Here is a 14952-nt window from a genome sequence, read left to right as displayed (position 1 = left end):
CGCGCGTGACATCGGTGCTCACTTGGTCTCCAGCGCCTTCATCCGGTCCAGCACCGAGTCCTGGGTGGGATCGCGCAGCTCGTCGACGATGCGGCCGTCGGCCAGGAAGACCACCCGGTCGGCGTAGGAGGCCGCGCGCGGGTCGTGGGTGACGATGACGACGGTCTGGCCGAACTCGTCGACCGAGGCGCGCAGAATGGAGAGGACCTCGCCGGAGGAGTGCGAGTCCAGGTTGCCGGTCGGCTCGTCACCGAAGATGATCTCCGGCTTGCCGACCAGCGCGCGGGCGCAGGCCACGCGCTGCTGCTGGCCGCCGGACAGCTCCGAGGGCCGGTGGTCGAGGCGGTCGCCGAGACCGAGCCGCTTGACCACCGTGTCGAGCCAGTCCTGGTCGGCCTTGCGGCCCGCGATGTCCAGCGGCAGGGTGATGTTCTCCAGCGCGGTCAGCGTGGGGACGAGGTTGAACGCCTGGAACACGAAGCCGATCCGGTCGCGACGCAGCGCGGTCATCTGCTTGTCGGACAGCCCGGTCAGCGCGGTGTCCCCGATGCGGACCTCGCCGGAGCTGGCGCTGTCGAGCCCGGCCAGGCAGTGCATCAGGGTGGACTTGCCCGAGCCGGACGGGCCCATGATCGCGGTGAACTCGCCCCTGGCGAACTCCGCCGACACCCCGTCCAGCGCCTTGACCTGTGTATCTCCCGTGCCGTACAGCTTCACCAGATCCAGCGCTGCGGCCGCGGGCTCGGTGACGGCCGCCGGGTCGACGGCCTCGGTCCCCATGGGGTGTGAAGTCATGGTGTCCAGTCTGGCGGGCGGTGCCGCACCGCGCCATCCGGATTTCCCCCGAGACCTACCGGATGACCCACTCGAACGCCGCCGCCTCCGAGCGCGCGCCCTGGGCGGCACGGGAACGGTTCGGTTCGCCCAGTTCGCCGAGCAGTTCCTCGGTGAGACCGACCAGGCTCGCCAGCCGCTCGGGGGTGAACCAGTCCGGGCGGGTGGCGAAGAGGATGTCCTCGGAAGCGGTGTTGCCGCTGGCACCCGGGGCGAACGGGCAGCCGCCCAGCCCACCGAGCGCGCCGTCGACCATGCCCGCGCCCGCCGCGACGGCGGCCAGTGTGTTGGCCACGCCCATCCCCCAGGTGTCGTGACCGTGGAAGACGATGCGACGCGGCGGGGTCTGCTCGCGCACGGCGGTGACCAGCGCGCTCACCTGGCCGGGATGGGCCTGGCCGAGGGTGTCGGCCAGCACGATGTCGGCCGCGCCCTCGGTGCGTGGGTCGCGGGCGATGGCCAGCACCCGCTCCGGGTCGACCGGGCCGTCGAACGGGCAGGTGAACGCGGTCGCCAGACACAGCTGGAGCTGGCCGCCCACCTGCTCGGCGAGGCGGATCGCGTCGGGCATCGCGGCCACCGAGGTCTCGGTGTCGCGGCCGATATTGGCCTTGTTGTGCGCGTCGGAGACCGAGAAGCAGTACTGGAAATTGCGCGCGCCCGCCTCGGCGGCCTTCTCCACATGGCGTGGCGTGGCCACCCAGACCCAGCACTTCGCCAGTTCCTCGGGGGTGAGCGCGGCGATCAGCTCGAGCGAGTTGGCCATCGGCGGCACCAGATCCGGCCGCGCCATCGAACCGATCTCGAGCGCGGGCACCCCGGCCGCCAACAGCCGCCGGACCACCTCGACCTTGTGCTCGGTCGGCAACACCTTGCCGGTGAGCTGCAACCCGTCACGCAGGGTGACATCGCGCAGCAGCGGCGCCGTCATCGCCGCTGCTCCGGCTCCTGATGCGGCACACACATGACCCCGCCGCAGGGTTTGTCACCGACACTGGCCGGGGTCGGATGCACGGTCGGACGCACATGGCCCGGGCCGCGCGGTTCCCACTTGCTGCGCACCGGTGGGCGGCGTCTGCCGTGTACTCGTCTCGTCACGATGCCTCCAGCGCGTCGATCTGGTCCTCGGTCATTCCGAGCAACCCGCCGAGCACCTCTCTGGTGTGCTCGCCGAGGTCGGGGCCGACATTCCGGATCGGCAGCGACTCGTCCCCGATGACCGGGACGATGCCGGGAAACCCCACCTGCTTGGGTTCGGGCTCGCCCACGTCCACGGGGAACGTCTGGATCATATTGCGTGCGCGGTACTGCTCGTCGGCCACGATGTCGGCGGCGGTGTAGATGGGCCCGCACGGGATGGCCGCAGCGTCGAGCAGCTTCAGCGCCTCCTCGCGGGTGTGTCGGACGGTCCACTCCGCGATCGAGGCGTCCAGCCGCTCGCGATGACGCCACCGACCCGCGTTGTCGGCCAGCTCCGGATCGGTCGCCAGATCGGGCCGATCGATGACCTTCATATAGCGCTGGAAGATGGCGTCACCGTTGCCGCCGATGATGATGCTGTACCCGTCGCTGGTCGGATAGGCGTTGCTCGGCGCGATCCCCTCCATCCGACCGCCCACCCGCTCCCGGGTGATCCCGTAGGCGAGATGATCCGGAACCAGCGACTCCATCACCGACAGGATCGACTCGTTGAGCGCCACATCGATGATCCGCTCGGCCTGCGGCACCGCCCCACTCACCCGCTCCCGCTGGAACAACGCCATCACCGTGCCGAACGCGGCGTAGATACCCGCGATCGAATCACCGATCGAGACCCCCACCCGCACCGGCGGCCGATCCGGGTCACCCACCAGCTCCCGCAACCCACCCACGGCCTCGGCCACCGCCGCGAACCCCGGACGCGCCGCCATCGGCCCCGTCTGCCCGTACGCGGAGATCCGCGTGATCACCAACCCCGGCTTGGCGGCCTCGAGCACCTCCGGCCCCAAACCCCACTTCTCCAACATCCCCGGCCGGAAATTCTCCAACAGCACATCGCACTGCTTCACCAGCTCCAGGACCACCGCCCGCCCCGCCTCGGTCCGCAGATCCAGCACGATCGACTTCTTGTTGCGGTTGACGGTGCGATACAGCATCGAGGTATCACCCCCGTACAACCGCCAATTCCGCAGCTCGTCCCCGGTCCCCGGCCGCTCCACCTTGATCACCTCGGCACCGAAGTCGCCCAGAATACGTCCAGCTGTGGGCGCGGCGACATAATTCCCGAGCTCGAGAACCCGCACTCCATCCAACGGCCGAATACTCATGCTGAAAGTATGGCGGCTGGCGCCGCGGGGGTGTGCGGCCCCCTTATGCCTCGCGTCCGAGGGGCGATACTCCGGCTTCGCCGTTACGTCTCGCCCCTCGGACGCGAGGCGGGCCGCACACCGGGGTGGTTGCATGGTGTGGGCCCGCGCCGTGGGGTTTACGAGGCCAGGAGTTCTACTTCCTCGATCACCGAGTAGTGCTCGGCGTTTCCTTCGATGACGGTGCTCGGCTTTCCGTCGACGCCGACCGGGATGTCACCGGCGAGGGTGATGCGGGTCAGGCGGCGGGGCTGGTCGTCGTAGTCGTCGATGGCGTAGTGCTGGGTGGCGCGGTTGTCCCAGATCGCGACGTCGCCCTCGGACCAGTTCCAGCGGGTGGTGTTCTCCAGGCGGGTGACGCGGTCCTGGAACAGGCGGAACAGGGCCTGCGACTCGCTGGTGGACAGGCCGACGAAGTTCTTCACGAAGTGGCCCAGCAGCAGCGCGCGCTCGCCGGTCTCGGGGTGCACGCGCACGACAGGGTGCTCGGTCTCGTAGTAGGTCGACTGGAATTCCGCGCGGTACTTCTCCGAGTTGGGGCGGATCGGCTCGACGTTGCGCGCGGCGTAGTCGTACACATTGGTGTGCACGGCCCGCAGGTTCTCGGCGAGGACCTTGAGCGAATCGGGCAGGGAGTTGTACGCGGCCACCGTGGAGGCCCAGGTGGTGGACCCGCCGTAGCTCGGTAGGTACTCGGCCCGCAGGATCGACGCCTTCGGGACGCGGTCGACGAAGGTGACGTCGGTGTGCCACGAGTTGGCCCGGCCGTTCTCGGAATCGATGGCCAGGCTCTTCACGCCCTGCGACTTCACGGTCGGGTGCGGGGTGGTGGGGCTGCCGAGCAGCGCGGCGAACTCGTGCTGCCCGTCCTCGGTGAGGTGCTGCTGGCCGCGGAAGAAGATCACCTTGTGCTCGTTGATCGCGCGGCGGATGGTCGCGACGGTCGCCGCGTCCAGGTCACCGCCCAGACGGACGCCGTCGACCTGGGCGCCGATGTGCGCGCCGAGCTTGGTCACCGTCACGGTGGGGGTGGCGTGGTCGACCGTCATGGGATCACCTTCACTGTCTTCGATCGGTTGCTGATGTGTCTCTAGAACACCGCGAAATCCGTTCGGCAGACAGGTTTTCCCTCCCGCTGATCCCAACCCTCAGCCGAGGTTCTCCCGCAGGTAGGCGAGGTCCTCGGCGACGCCTTCGGCCGGGGTCTCCAAGATGACGGGCGCGCCCGCCGTGCGACAGACCTCGGCCAGCAGTTGCGGGTCGATGGTGCCGTCGGCGAAGTTGGCGTGCCGGTCGGCGCCGGAGTCGAACTCGTCGCGCGAGGAGTTCAGGTGCACCAGGTCGATGCGGCCGGTGATCGCCTTGATCCGCTCGACGACGCCGACCAGTTCCTCCCCGCCCGCCCAGGCGTGGCAGGTGTCGAGGCAGAAGCCCGCGCCGTAATCGCCGACGGCGTCCCACAGCCGGGCGATGGAGTCGAAGTGGCGGGCCATGGCGTGATTGCCGCCCGCGGTGTTCTCGATCAGGATCGGCACGGCGAAGCCGCCCTTGTCCTGCTGACGTTCGAACAGCTTGCGCCAGTTGTCGATTCCGGTGTCACGCTCGGCGTCGGAACGCACGTGCCCACCGTGCACGACCAGGCCGAACGCGCCGAGCTCGGCGGCGGCCTTCGCCTGCTGGGCCACCGCGTTGCGCGAGGGCATCCGCAGCCGGTTGTTCAGGCTGGCCACATTGATCTGATAGGAGGAGTGCACGACCACGTCGATCGGGCTGGCCACGATCTCGGCCGCCCTGGGATGCGGCTGGGGTTTGTCCCAGCTCTGCGGATCGACCACGAACATCTGGACGACCTCGGCACCGAGCTTCTCGCCGAACCCGATCGGATCGCTCTCGTCGCGAACATGTGCTCCAATGCGCATGACCCAAACCCTAAACCCCCGTACCGACAGGATCGGGGGATGTTGCACTCTGGGAGCTACCCGAGATACATCGGTAGAATTTTCGACGGGTGCTCTGCCCTGGAGGGGGTGACTTCGCGTGTTGCGCAAAGGCGACGTGTTCGCCGGGTACACGATCCGGCGTGTACTGGGTCAGGGCGGCATGGGCGTGGTGTATCTGGCGCGTCATCCCCGGTTGCCCCGGCTGACCGCGCTCAAGCTGCTCAGCCGCGAGCTGTCGGCCGACGCCGAGATCCGGCAGCGCTTCGAGCGCGAGGCCGATCTGGTCGCCCAGCTCGAACACCCCAACATCGTCAATGTCTACGACCGCGGCACCGAGGACGACCAGCTCTGGATCTCGATGCAGTTCGTGGCGGGCACCGACGTGGCGACCGCCGACGTCAACGTGCTGACCCCGGACCGCGCCGTGCAGATCGTGAGCGAGACCGCGACCGCGCTGGACTTCGCGCACGCGGGCGGGGTACTGCACCGCGACGTGAAACCGGCCAACATCCTGCTGGCCAAACCGCCGATCGGACGCCCGGAACGGGTGGTGCTCACCGATTTCGGGATCGCGGCGGTGCGCGACAGCGAGACCACGCTGTCCTCGGCGGGCACCATCACCGCCACCCTGGCCTACGCCGCCCCCGAACAGCTCGCCGGAGCGCCCCTGGACCATCGCGCCGACCAGTACTCGCTGGCCTGCACGCTGTTCTGGATGTTGACCGGCTCGGTGCCGTTCCCCGGCCCGAATCCGGCCACCGTCATCCAGGCGCATCTCAATGCCCCGGTGCCGCCGCTGCGCAGCCAGCGCGGCGACCTGCCCGGCACCCTGGACGCGGTGCTGGCCAGGGCCACCGCCAAGCGGCCCGAGGCGCGCTTCGCCAGCTGCGCGGAGTTCGCCCAGGCCGCCAAGTCGGCGCTGTTCGCGGCGCCGGGTCCGTGGCAGCACCGGCCGCAGCCCACCGCCGCGGGCGTGGTGCTGCGCGCTCGCGAGCAGTATCCGCAGGCCACCGGCTACGCGCGGCCGAACACCCCGCCGCAGCCCTATCCCCACGTGTCCCCACCGGTGACGCCCGCGCAGCCGCATCCGCACGCCGCGCGTCCGCCCTCGGTGCCGGGACGCCGGGTCGCGCCGCGACCGGCCACCATCGATTTCCCCGGTGGGCGTAACCATCCGGGGTTCATCGTGCCGCCGCAGCCGCGTCGTCCGTCGTGATCGAGGCACCCGTCGGCGTCACGCCCGACTGCTAAGGTTTCGTTGATTTTCCCGTGGCGGGCCACCCGGCCGCGGCTTTCGTGCTGTACGCATGTGCGCTGGTGGGTCCCGGCGCACGGCGGGAAGTGGAGCAGACATGCTGGCCAACGGAGATGTCTTCGCCGGCTACGTCATCGAACGGCAACTCGGTCGTGGTGGCATGGGATCGGTCTATCTGGCCAAGCACCCGCGCCTACCCCGGATGACCGCGCTCAAGCTGCTCAACCGCGAGATGTTCTTCGATCAGGAGGTGCGGGCGCGGTTCGAGCGGGAGGCGGATCTGGTCTCGCGGCTGGATCATCCGAACATCGTCACCGTCTACGACCGCGGGCTCGACGACGAACAGCTGTGGATCTCCATGCAGTTCATCGACGGCGTGGACGCGGCCTCGGTGGATCCGCAGACGTTGCCGCCCGCCCGCGCGCTGCAGATCGTCAAGGAGACCGCCGACGCGCTGGACTACGCGCACGGCATGGGCGTGCTGCACCGCGACGTGAAACCGGCCAACATCCTGCTCGCCCGCTCCGGCGCGGGCCGGGGTGAGCGGGTGTATCTCACCGACTTCGGGATCGCCCGATTGCGCGACGACACCGGTCATCTCACCCAGACCGGCACCTTCACCGCCACCCTCGCCTACGCCTCCCCCGAGCAGCTCACCGGCGCCGCGCTGGATCACCGCTCCGACCAGTATTCGCTGGCCTGCGCGCTGTTCTGGCTGTTCACCGGGTCCGGCCCGTTCACCGCGACCAATCCGGCCGCGGTCATCCAGGGCCACCTGCAGCAACCGCCGCCGCCGCTGAGCAGCGTGCGCCCCGGCCTGCCCTATGCCCTCGACGCGGTGCTGGCCAAGGCGATGGCCAAGCGTCCCGACGACCGCTTCGACAGCTGTTCGGATTTCGCGGCGGCCGCGCTGTCGGCGTTGAACAATCCGAGCGCGCCCGCCCTGCCGACCGTGGGCCCGCGCCCGGGCACGAGTGGCGCGCATCCCCTGCCCGGTCTCCCGCACCCGACGACCGGCGGTGCCTATCCGCAGACCGGCGGACCCCGCCCGACCACCGGCGGCGCGATCCCGCAGACCGGCGCGCCCTATCCGGTGGCCTCGCCGATGACCGGCGGCGGCACCCAGGGCCCGATGACGGCCAACCAGATGCCGACCCCGCACACCACCGGCGGCGCGTCCACCCAGCAGCCCTTCACCCAGCAGTCGCGTCCGCAGTACCCGACGCCGCCCGCGCCGCCGCGTCCGCCGACGGGCAACTTCGCCCAGTACCCGCAGGGTCCGCGCCCGGCGGGCAAGTCCAACAACGGGCTGATCATCGGCATCGTGGTGGCGGTACTGCTGGTGATCGTGCTGCTCATCGCCATCGGCGTAGCCGTCAGCGACGACAAGTCCACCACCACGACCACCACCACGACCAGCGCCGTGGCGGGCAAGCAGGTGACGCCCGACGCCGACGCCATCAGCGCCGCGTTCAGCCGGATGGTGCCCGCCACGGTCACCGGCGAGACCGGCTACAACCAGGCCACCTGCTGGGAGACCGACACCAACTACACGCCCTCGCCCAACGACGGCGACCCGGATTTCGGCGCGTGGGTGTGGCAGTGGCGCTGCTACGACGGGGGCGGCGGTTCCGGTGACGACCCGTTCTACCGGTTCTACGTCTACAACTCCGCCGCCGACGTGCAGGCGGTGATCAACGGTCTGCCCACCAACACCAAGTCGACCGACACCAACGGCGGCAAGCAGTACACCAACTACAAGTACACCGACAACGGGAACAAGATCATCACCCAGTTCACCGGCGAGCCCGACCGCGCCCAGTTCCTGATGTTCACCGACGGTTACGGCGACCCCGACGACGTGCTGCGCTGGTGGCGCTCGGCACCGCTGAACTGACCTGATGCGCGACGAGACCGGCGTCTTCGCCGGGTACACCATCGAGCGGCTGCTCGGGCGCGGCGGGATGGGTTCGGTCTATCTGGCCCGGCATCCGCGCCTGCCCCGGCGCACGGCGATGAAGCTGCTGAACCGGGAGCTGTTCGACGACAACGAGATCCGGGCCCGGTTCGAGCGGGAGGCCGATCTGGTCGCCCAGCTCGAACATCCGAACATCGTGACCGTCTACGACCGTGGCGTCGAGAACGATCAGCTGTGGATCTCGATGCGCTACATCGAGGGTTCCGACGCGGCGTCGCTGCCGGTCCCGGTGGATCCGGCGCGGGCGGTGCGCATCGTGGCCGAGACCGCGGCGGCGCTGGACTTCGCGCACAGTCGCGGTGTGCTGCACCGGGATGTGAAGCCCGCCAATATCCTGCTCGAGCAGGCGCACGGCGGCGAGCGCGTGTACCTCACCGATTTCGGGATCGCGCGGCTGCACGACGACACCGCCGCCAAGCTCACCCAGACCGGAACCTTCACCGCCACCCTGGCTTTCGCTTCCCCCGAACAGCTCTCCGGCATCGCGCTCGACGGCCGCGCCGACCAGTACTCCCTGGCCTGCACCCTGTTCCGGCTCCTCACCGGCACCACGCCGTTCGAGGCGGCCAATCCGGTCGCGGTCATCTCCGGCCACTTGCAACTGCCCCCACCCAGTGCCCGCGCGCTGCGTCCCGAACTGCCGCCCGCGCTGGACGCGGTGATCGCCCGCGCCATGGCCAAGCGACCCGCCGAACGCTTCGCCACCTGCGCGGATTTCGCCGCCGCGGCCGACCAGGCCCTCACCGGCGCCCAGCCCTTCCCCACCTCGGCCCCCACCCGCACCTATCCCCCGAACTCACCGTTCACCCCGGCACCGGGCTACCCGATCCCCGGCACCGGTGCCATGCCCACACCAGGCGCCTGGCCCGCCGCAGGTGCCGAATACTGGCCCGCTGGCGCGGTTTCCGGGCCCGGACAGTCGTGGCCGGGCGCGGGACACGCCCCCGGCGACCCCTGGCCCGGCACAGGCCAAGCCTCCCGCGACTCCTCGCCCGGCGCGGGGTACGTCCCCGGCAACGCGTGGCCGGGTGCGGGGCATGCCCCCGGAGACGTGCGCCCCGGCGCGATTCAGGCTCCCCAGGGATCGTGGCACGGTGAGGTGCGGCAGGGTGCGATGTCCGGTGGTGTTCGCGCGGGCCAGCGTCTCGCCGACGCGGAGGCCACCGGCGCCGACCGGCGGTCCGTCGCCGAGTCGTATCTGGGCCCCAAGCGCAAATCGCGCTGGCAGGCCACGCCCGGGGGTTGGATCGCGATGATCGTTCTGATCGTGCTGGTCGTCGCGTTCCTCGTGAAGGTCCTGACCATGCCCGGGGACGACAGCGCTTCGGCCGCGTCGACCAACGAGATCGTCGACGCGACGACCACGTCCACCACGACCGTCGCCCAGCGCACCACCACCGCCGCGCCGAGCACCGCCGACCGGGCCGTGATCGGTGCCAACGCGGCACAGCTCAGCGACGAATTCCCGCGCATGCTCCCGCACACCACGGCCAGCACCCTGGTGCACGCGGGGTCCGGCCTGGGCAGCGCGGGCTGTTTCGCCTACGACCCCGCCTCCGCGAGCCGCGACAGCGACGACGCCGACATGGGCGACTGGTCGGTCATGTGGCGCTGCTTCGGCGGCGGCAACAAGGCCACCTACGAGTTCTTCCTCTACCCTTCGGCCGACGCGGCCAGCGCGGCGGTGGCCGCCCTGCCCGCCAACGACGCTCGCCCCACCACCCACACGGGCCGCGACTACACGAACTTCGTGCTGCACGACAGCCAGCCGCGCTCCCCGCGCATGGTCACCCGCTTCGACGCCGACCCCGGCCGTGCCGCCATGCTCATGTACAGCCGGGGTTTCATCGCCGACGAGGCCCAGATGCTCGCGTGGTGGCACGCGGCACCGCTGGTCTGAACAGACCGCGCGCGCCTAGGCGGGAACCAGCCTGTGGTGCGTGAAGTCGCACACCGGCTCGAAGCCGATGACCCGGTAGATCTTGTTCGAGGTCGGATCGGCCACGTCGGCGAACAGGCAGACCTCGGCGCCCTCGGCCAGGATCGCCGCCGACACGGCACCGGTCAGCGCGCTGGCGTACCCGTTGCCGCGCATCGCGGGCGGGGTGTACACCGGCCCGATCCGCACCCAGCCGAACGCCTCGATCTGCCGCGCGACGAAGGCGCTGGGCACGCCGTCGCGTTCCCACAGCCACCACATCCCGGCCTCGATCTTGCGTTCGGCGACCGCCCGCGAGAAGCCGCGCACCGCCTCGGTCTCCACCGCGAAGTCCTGGATCATCCGCAGGCACCAGTCGAGATCGGCGGCCTCCGCGCGGCGGGGTCGCCCGGGCGCGCTGGCCGGGCGCGAGGTGGCCAGGGCGTAGAGGCGGGCGGTGTACTCCGCGCGGTGAGTGCCGCCGGTGCGCGACGACCAGTGCGCCACAAAGGCGTCCACGGCCTCGGCCGGACCTTCGACGCTGGTGAGCGGCCCGTCCAGGGCGATCAGCGCGTCGGCCACGGCCCCGATGCCCGCCCGAGGCACGGCGGCCAGGTAGGCGCGGCCGTCGGAAGTGCACTGGGCGATTCCGGTGAGCTCGCCCGCCTCACGCAGCGCGAGGAAGCGGATTTCCGCGCGGCTCAGCTCGTTTCGAGCACGTCCCGATCGGTGCGCAGCTTCAGCAGGATCAGGCCCGCGGTGCAGGCCAGGATCAGACCGGCCACGGTGATCTCCACGTGCAGGCCCGCCAGGCCGAGCCCGGCGCCGACGAGTCCGCCGACGAAGAACAGCCAGCCCAAGACCCGGGCCACGACGGCGAATCCGCGAGTGCCCGACGCGGACGACAGCGCCTGCTGCAGCTCCACGGCGGCCGAATCATGGCTCGTCGCCGCCTTTTCCAGCCGGGATGTCGAGTAAGATCCCATCAGATTCTCCCTCGATGACGCCGAAAAGATTCTTGCGTCGCGCGGATTCGCGCGTTCAGGGGTTTCGTTCCGGGCGTCTCATGCGTAACTTTGCTCACACACGCTACGACTCGGGGACGGCGAACGCGCGCGACACGTCCCCACGACACGCCGAAGAGATCAATCCGATATGTGGACCGCCACCATTTAAAATACGCTCTTTCGGCCGACCTGCACTACTGTGAGGCGACTCGAAGCCGACGAGGAGTAGTAGGCGATGGATGACAGCAGGGCCAAGATCGTAGGTCCGGCAATCGCTGTTGGCGCGGTATCGCTCGGACTGATCATCATCGGTGCGTGCGGTGTCGGCCAGCAGGATGTCTATGTTCCGCCCCCGCCGATCGAGGCGGAGCTGGCGGTGGCACCGGCTCCGGTCGCCGACGCGGAGACCACCTCGACGACCTCGACCATCTCGATCCCGCCGTCACCGAGCTGGCGGATCGCCCCGCAGATGTCCCCGCGGAAACCGTTCAGCCTCAGCTCCACCGAGACCTCCCCCGGCGAACCGCCCGCCGAGGGCGAACCGACGGAGAGCTCACGCCCCGCCGAGGCGACCACCGAATCGCACCCGCCGGAGACCACCACCGTCGAGGACCAGCCGGTGACCACCACCCGGCCCCGCATCACCACCACCCGCCCCACCCCCACCCGAACGGTCCCGCCGCGCACCACCACGCCGCTACAGATCCCGACGCCGGACGACGAGGACGAGGAAGTCACCATCCCCGACTTCCCACCCACCCACGCCTACGACCACGCGACGACCGATCCCACCGACACCGCCGCGACCCCGAGCCCGGCCGAAACCACGCCCCGACCCACCACCCGGATCCCTTTGAACACCGCCGCGACGCCAACACCCGAGCACGGGTCCCGGTAGCAACGCCCGCGCGGTTCACAGCAGGCGCCGCACCGCCTCGACGACGGCACCGCGACGGTCCTCGATCGTCTCGGCCGCGGTCTCGGCGGCGGAGATCCCCACCACGCCGCTCGGGTTCCACGCGAGCGCGATGCTCTGGACCAGGGTCAGCAGCGCGGAGTTCGAGAAGTCGGCGCCGAGGTCGTTCGTCTTGCGCACGGCGGCCAGCGCCGCCAGTTCGGCGTCGCGCGCCGGTGAGCCCGGGTTCTGCTCGGCGCGCTCGAGGCGATACCAGGTGGACAACCGAACGACGTCGGGGTGGGCCGTGCAGTAGTCGAAGAGGCGTCCGGCGTACTCGGGAAGATCGTCGGGGGTGAAGGGAACCGAGCCGAGGCCCTGGGTGACGTGGGCGTCGAAGACCGCGTCGAAGAGTTGGTCCTTGCTGCAGAAATAGATGTAGATGAGGTTCTTGTTGGCCGCCGCGCTCTTGGCGATCCGGTCCACCCGAGCCCCGGCGATGCCGAATCGCGCGAACTCCTCGGTGGCCGCTCGGAGGATGCGCGCCTTGGTGGCGTCGGCTCTGGACATGGAGCCATCGTAGTTACGGGAATTCGAGGAGACCGAAGGCCGCGTTCGAGGCGAACAGCAGCACTGTGCACCACAGGGTGACCCCGGCCATCAGCCAGCCGACGAGCCGCCAGCGCGGGATGCCCAACGCGGCACCGAGCAGCGCCGAGCCCCAGGTGCCGAAGAGGGCGGGCCCCACCAGGCCGAAGCCGACCACGCCGAACCGCGCGAGGACCCGGCGTGCTCGCTGGCCCGCGGCGCCGGAGAGCCGGGTGTCCGGCTCGGACGCACCGGCGGCCACCGTGGTGACGAGCGTCCCGCCCTCGGCTTCTCGCACCGAACCCGCCTGTATCGCGGACTGTTTCCGGCGCAGACGCCACGACAGCCACTGCGACCGTGCGCGGTCCCCGACGAACACCGCGCAGACGACACAGCACGCCGCGCCCAGGAGCACCGCGAACAGCGCGGCCGGACCGGGCAGCGACAGCGAGAGCCCGACGGGAATCGCGGGGGTGCCCAAGACGAACCCCGCGAGCAAGGTCCAGGCGAATCGTCCCATGCGGGATCCCTTCCAGCCGCGCCGCGCGTCGTCGGCGGCTCCGATCCACCAGCTTAACTAACTGGTTAGTATCGGACCGATGGAACACTTCGACACGGTGCTGGACGATCTGGCGGCCGGTAAGTATCTGCTGCTCACCACTTTTCGTCGGGACGGCACCCCGGTCCCGACCCCGGTCTGGGCGATGCGTGACGGCGCGGCGCTGGCGGTGTGGAGCGCGGCGGACGCGGGAAAGGTGAAGCGCATCCGCAACAGCGGCCGGGTGACTCTGGCCCCCTGCGACTGGCGTGGCAAGCCACTCGGGCTCCCGGTGCCCGGGGTCGCCGAGGTGCTGGCGCCCGACGCGAGTGCGCACTTCGCCGGTCTGATGAAGCGCAAGTACGGGCTGGTCGCCCGGATCGGGCTGATCGGCACCGCGCTGCGCGGGGGTGCCGAGCGCATGGCGGGTATCCGGATCCGGCTGGAGGGGTGAGTGGAAACGGCGGCCGACAGCACGATGGTGCGCACCCGGAGCGGGTACGCACCATCGGGATCGAAAGCTAGAGCTGGGGTAGGTCGTAGGAGCCGACGCGGTCGGCGAGGATCCTGCGGTGTTCCAGGGCGCCGCCGAGGGTCTGGCCGATGGCCGTGAGCCGGGCGACATAGTGGCTCACCGGGTATTCCGCCGTGACGCCGATACCGCCGTGCATCTGTACGGCCTCCTGCCCGATGTGTTCGGCGGACTTGCCGATCTGCAGTCGCGCGCGCGAGGCGACCACCGGGTCGTTGCCGCCGTCGGCCAGGGCCGCGGTGGCGTAGAGGCTCATGCTGCGGGCCAGTTCCAGCGAGACATAGCAGTCGGCCGCGCGCTGGGTGAGCGTCTGGAACTTCGAGAGCGTGACGCCGAACTGCTTGCGGGTCTTGAGGTATTCGGTGGTGAGCGTGAGCGCGATCTCCATCGCGCCCACCGACTCCGCGCACAGCGCCGCCTGCGCGTAGCCCTGCACCAGGGCGATCTGTTCGGCCGCGTCGACGGTGTCGCCGAGCAGTTCGCCCGCCGCGCCGTCGAGCTCGATCTGCGCGCCGCGGCGGCCGTCGAAGGTGCGGTAGGTCCGCCGCACCACCCCGGCGCCGGTCGGGTCGACCAGGAACAGTCCGACGCCGCCGCCCGGCAGCACCGCGCTGACGATGAGCTCGTCGGCGCAGTCGCCGCGCAGCACCGGGTTCTTCACGCCGGTCAGCGTGTGGGTATCGCCCTGCCCGGTGGCGGTGGTGGCGAGTTCGGTGGACGGCCAGCGCTTGCCGGGCTCGGTGTGGGCGAAGGCGAGCAGTTTCTCGCCGGAGGCGAGGGCGGGCAGCAGGCGGGCACGCTGTTCGGCGCTGCCGGTCAGCTTCAGCAGCTCGGCGGGGATCACCACCGCGTCGAGCACCGGTTCCGGGGCCAGCGCGCGGCCCAGTTCCTCCTGCACGAGCATCGCCTCGACCGGACCGGCGCCCGCGCCGCCGTCGTCCTCGTCGATGGTCAGGCCGAGCACGCCCAGGTCGGCGAGCTGCTTCCAGACCGTGCGGTTCCAGCCGGGGTCGGTGTCTCCGACCTTGGCCAGTGCCTCGCCGTCGTAGAAGCGGCGCAGCAGATCGCGCACGGTGTCGCGCAGCATCGTCTGTTCTTCGGTCAGTGCGAGATCCATGTCAG

Annotated in this window: 15 protein-coding genes; 5 read left to right on the top strand and 10 right to left on the bottom strand. The window is 70.2% G+C overall.

What is annotated here, in order from left to right; translation table 11 throughout:
• Positions 1-18: 18 nt before the first annotated feature.
• The 5 genes from QC180_RS14780 to QC180_RS14760 all read right to left on the bottom strand — a co-directional run bounded on the left by QC180_RS14780 (position 19) and on the right by QC180_RS14760 (position 5098).
• On the bottom strand, positions 19-795 hold the full coding sequence (locus QC180_RS14780) for an ABC transporter ATP-binding protein (protein WP_278263307.1): 777 nt from the start codon (positions 793-795) through the stop codon (positions 19-21).
• Positions 796-850: 55 nt separating this feature from the next.
• Positions 851-1765, bottom strand: coding sequence for a beta/alpha barrel domain-containing protein (locus QC180_RS14775; protein WP_278263306.1), 915 nt, complete (start codon positions 1763-1765; stop codon positions 851-853).
• Between the two features lie 163 nt (positions 1766-1928).
• Positions 1929-3140 carry a CaiB/BaiF CoA transferase family protein gene (locus QC180_RS14770; protein WP_278263305.1) on the bottom strand — a complete coding sequence of 404 codons (1212 nt, stop codon included), beginning with the start codon at positions 3138-3140 and terminating at the stop codon, positions 1929-1931.
• A 158-nt stretch (positions 3141-3298) separates the two neighbouring features.
• Positions 3299-4228: a TauD/TfdA dioxygenase family protein gene (locus QC180_RS14765; protein ID WP_278263304.1), complete on the bottom strand. Its 930-nt coding sequence runs from the start codon at positions 4226-4228 to the stop codon at positions 3299-3301.
• Positions 4229-4327: 99 nt separating this feature from the next.
• Positions 4328-5098, bottom strand: coding sequence for a deoxyribonuclease IV (locus tag QC180_RS14760; RefSeq protein ID WP_278263303.1), 771 nt, complete (start codon positions 5096-5098; stop codon positions 4328-4330).
• A 118-nt stretch (positions 5099-5216) separates the two neighbouring features.
• Here QC180_RS14760 and QC180_RS14755 point away from each other — a divergent pair, with 118 nt between their 5' ends.
• From QC180_RS14755 to QC180_RS14745, 3 genes are all read left to right on the top strand, one after another.
• The gene (locus QC180_RS14755; protein WP_347567325.1) at positions 5217-6335 is read left to right on the top strand and encodes a serine/threonine-protein kinase; all 1119 of its coding nucleotides are present in this window, start codon (positions 5217-5219) and stop codon (positions 6333-6335) included.
• Positions 6336-6471: 136 nt separating this feature from the next.
• On the top strand, positions 6472-8271 hold the full coding sequence (locus tag QC180_RS14750) for a serine/threonine-protein kinase (RefSeq protein WP_278263302.1): 1800 nt from the start codon (positions 6472-6474) through the stop codon (positions 8269-8271).
• A 4-nt stretch (positions 8272-8275) separates the two neighbouring features.
• The gene (locus QC180_RS14745; RefSeq protein WP_278263301.1) at positions 8276-10252 is read left to right on the top strand and encodes a serine/threonine-protein kinase; all 1977 of its coding nucleotides are present in this window, start codon (positions 8276-8278) and stop codon (positions 10250-10252) included.
• Positions 10253-10267: 15 nt separating this feature from the next.
• Here QC180_RS14745 and QC180_RS14740 read toward each other — a convergent pair whose 3' ends face one another.
• Together QC180_RS14740 and QC180_RS14735 are read right to left on the bottom strand one after the other, a co-directional pair.
• Positions 10268-10876 carry a GNAT family N-acetyltransferase gene (locus tag QC180_RS14740; protein WP_278263300.1) on the bottom strand — a complete coding sequence of 203 codons (609 nt, stop codon included), beginning with the start codon at positions 10874-10876 and terminating at the stop codon, positions 10268-10270.
• Positions 10877-10971: 95 nt separating this feature from the next.
• Positions 10972-11256: a hypothetical protein gene (locus QC180_RS14735; protein WP_278263299.1), complete on the bottom strand. Its 285-nt coding sequence runs from the start codon at positions 11254-11256 to the stop codon at positions 10972-10974.
• Positions 11257-11512: 256 nt separating this feature from the next.
• Between QC180_RS14735 and QC180_RS14730 the strand changes: the two genes are divergently transcribed.
• Positions 11513-12175, top strand: a complete 663-nt coding sequence (locus QC180_RS14730) for a hypothetical protein (RefSeq protein WP_278263298.1) — start codon at positions 11513-11515, stop codon at positions 12173-12175.
• 15 nt (positions 12176-12190) lie between these two features.
• Here QC180_RS14730 and QC180_RS14725 read toward each other — a convergent pair whose 3' ends face one another.
• Together QC180_RS14725 and QC180_RS14720 are read right to left on the bottom strand one after the other, a co-directional pair.
• Positions 12191-12742, bottom strand: a complete 552-nt coding sequence (locus tag QC180_RS14725) for a TetR/AcrR family transcriptional regulator (RefSeq protein ID WP_278263297.1) — start codon at positions 12740-12742, stop codon at positions 12191-12193.
• Positions 12743-12755: 13 nt separating this feature from the next.
• A complete protein-coding gene (locus tag QC180_RS14720) occupies positions 12756-13280 on the bottom strand; it encodes a hypothetical protein (protein WP_278263296.1) in 525 nt (174 codons plus the stop codon).
• Positions 13281-13359: 79 nt separating this feature from the next.
• Here QC180_RS14720 and QC180_RS14715 point away from each other — a divergent pair, with 79 nt between their 5' ends.
• On the top strand, positions 13360-13752 hold the full coding sequence (locus QC180_RS14715; protein WP_278263295.1) for a PPOX class F420-dependent oxidoreductase: 393 nt from the start codon (positions 13360-13362) through the stop codon (positions 13750-13752).
• A gap of 67 nt (positions 13753-13819) precedes the next feature.
• On the opposite strand, the gene QC180_RS14710 is transcribed toward QC180_RS14715, so the two are convergent.
• Positions 13820-14947 (bottom strand): acyl-CoA dehydrogenase family protein, encoded by a 1128-nt coding sequence (locus tag QC180_RS14710; RefSeq protein ID WP_278263294.1) that lies wholly within the window; start codon positions 14945-14947, stop codon positions 13820-13822.
• Between the last annotated feature and the right edge of the window lie 5 nt (positions 14948-14952).

Source organism: Nocardia anocheti (assembly GCF_029675105.1).
Lineage (GTDB): Bacteria > Actinomycetota > Actinomycetes > Mycobacteriales > Mycobacteriaceae > Nocardia.
The sequence above is the reverse complement of the archived record's forward strand: the minus strand, read 5'-3'. Positions and strand labels throughout refer to the sequence as shown.

Excerpts from the sequence above, each read along its gene's own strand:
- QC180_RS14780 (WP_278263307.1), bottom strand. The coding sequence starts at position 795 with ATGACTTCACACCCCATGGGGACCGAGGCCGTCGACCCGGCGGCCGTC.
- QC180_RS14775 (WP_278263306.1), bottom strand. The coding sequence starts at position 1,765 with ATGACGGCGCCGCTGCTGCGCGATGTCACCCTGCGTGACGGGTTGCAG.
- QC180_RS14770 (WP_278263305.1), bottom strand. The coding sequence starts at position 3,140 with ATGAGTATTCGGCCGTTGGATGGAGTGCGGGTTCTCGAGCTCGGGAAT.
- QC180_RS14765 (WP_278263304.1), bottom strand. The coding sequence starts at position 4,228 with ATGACGGTCGACCACGCCACCCCCACCGTGACGGTGACCAAGCTCGGC.
- QC180_RS14760 (WP_278263303.1), bottom strand. The coding sequence starts at position 5,098 with ATGCGCATTGGAGCACATGTTCGCGACGAGAGCGATCCGATCGGGTTC.
- QC180_RS14750 (WP_278263302.1), top strand. The coding sequence starts at position 6,472 with ATGCTGGCCAACGGAGATGTCTTCGCCGGCTACGTCATCGAACGGCAA.
- QC180_RS14745 (WP_278263301.1), top strand. The coding sequence starts at position 8,276 with ATGCGCGACGAGACCGGCGTCTTCGCCGGGTACACCATCGAGCGGCTG.
- QC180_RS14735 (WP_278263299.1), bottom strand. The coding sequence starts at position 11,256 with ATGGGATCTTACTCGACATCCCGGCTGGAAAAGGCGGCGACGAGCCAT.
- QC180_RS14730 (WP_278263298.1), top strand. The coding sequence starts at position 11,513 with ATGGATGACAGCAGGGCCAAGATCGTAGGTCCGGCAATCGCTGTTGGC.
- QC180_RS14725 (WP_278263297.1), bottom strand. The coding sequence starts at position 12,742 with ATGTCCAGAGCCGACGCCACCAAGGCGCGCATCCTCCGAGCGGCCACC.
- QC180_RS14720 (WP_278263296.1), bottom strand. The coding sequence starts at position 13,280 with ATGGGACGATTCGCCTGGACCTTGCTCGCGGGGTTCGTCTTGGGCACC.
- QC180_RS14715 (WP_278263295.1), top strand. The coding sequence starts at position 13,360 with ATGGAACACTTCGACACGGTGCTGGACGATCTGGCGGCCGGTAAGTAT.
- QC180_RS14710 (WP_278263294.1), bottom strand. The coding sequence starts at position 14,947 with ATGGATCTCGCACTGACCGAAGAACAGACGATGCTGCGCGACACCGTG.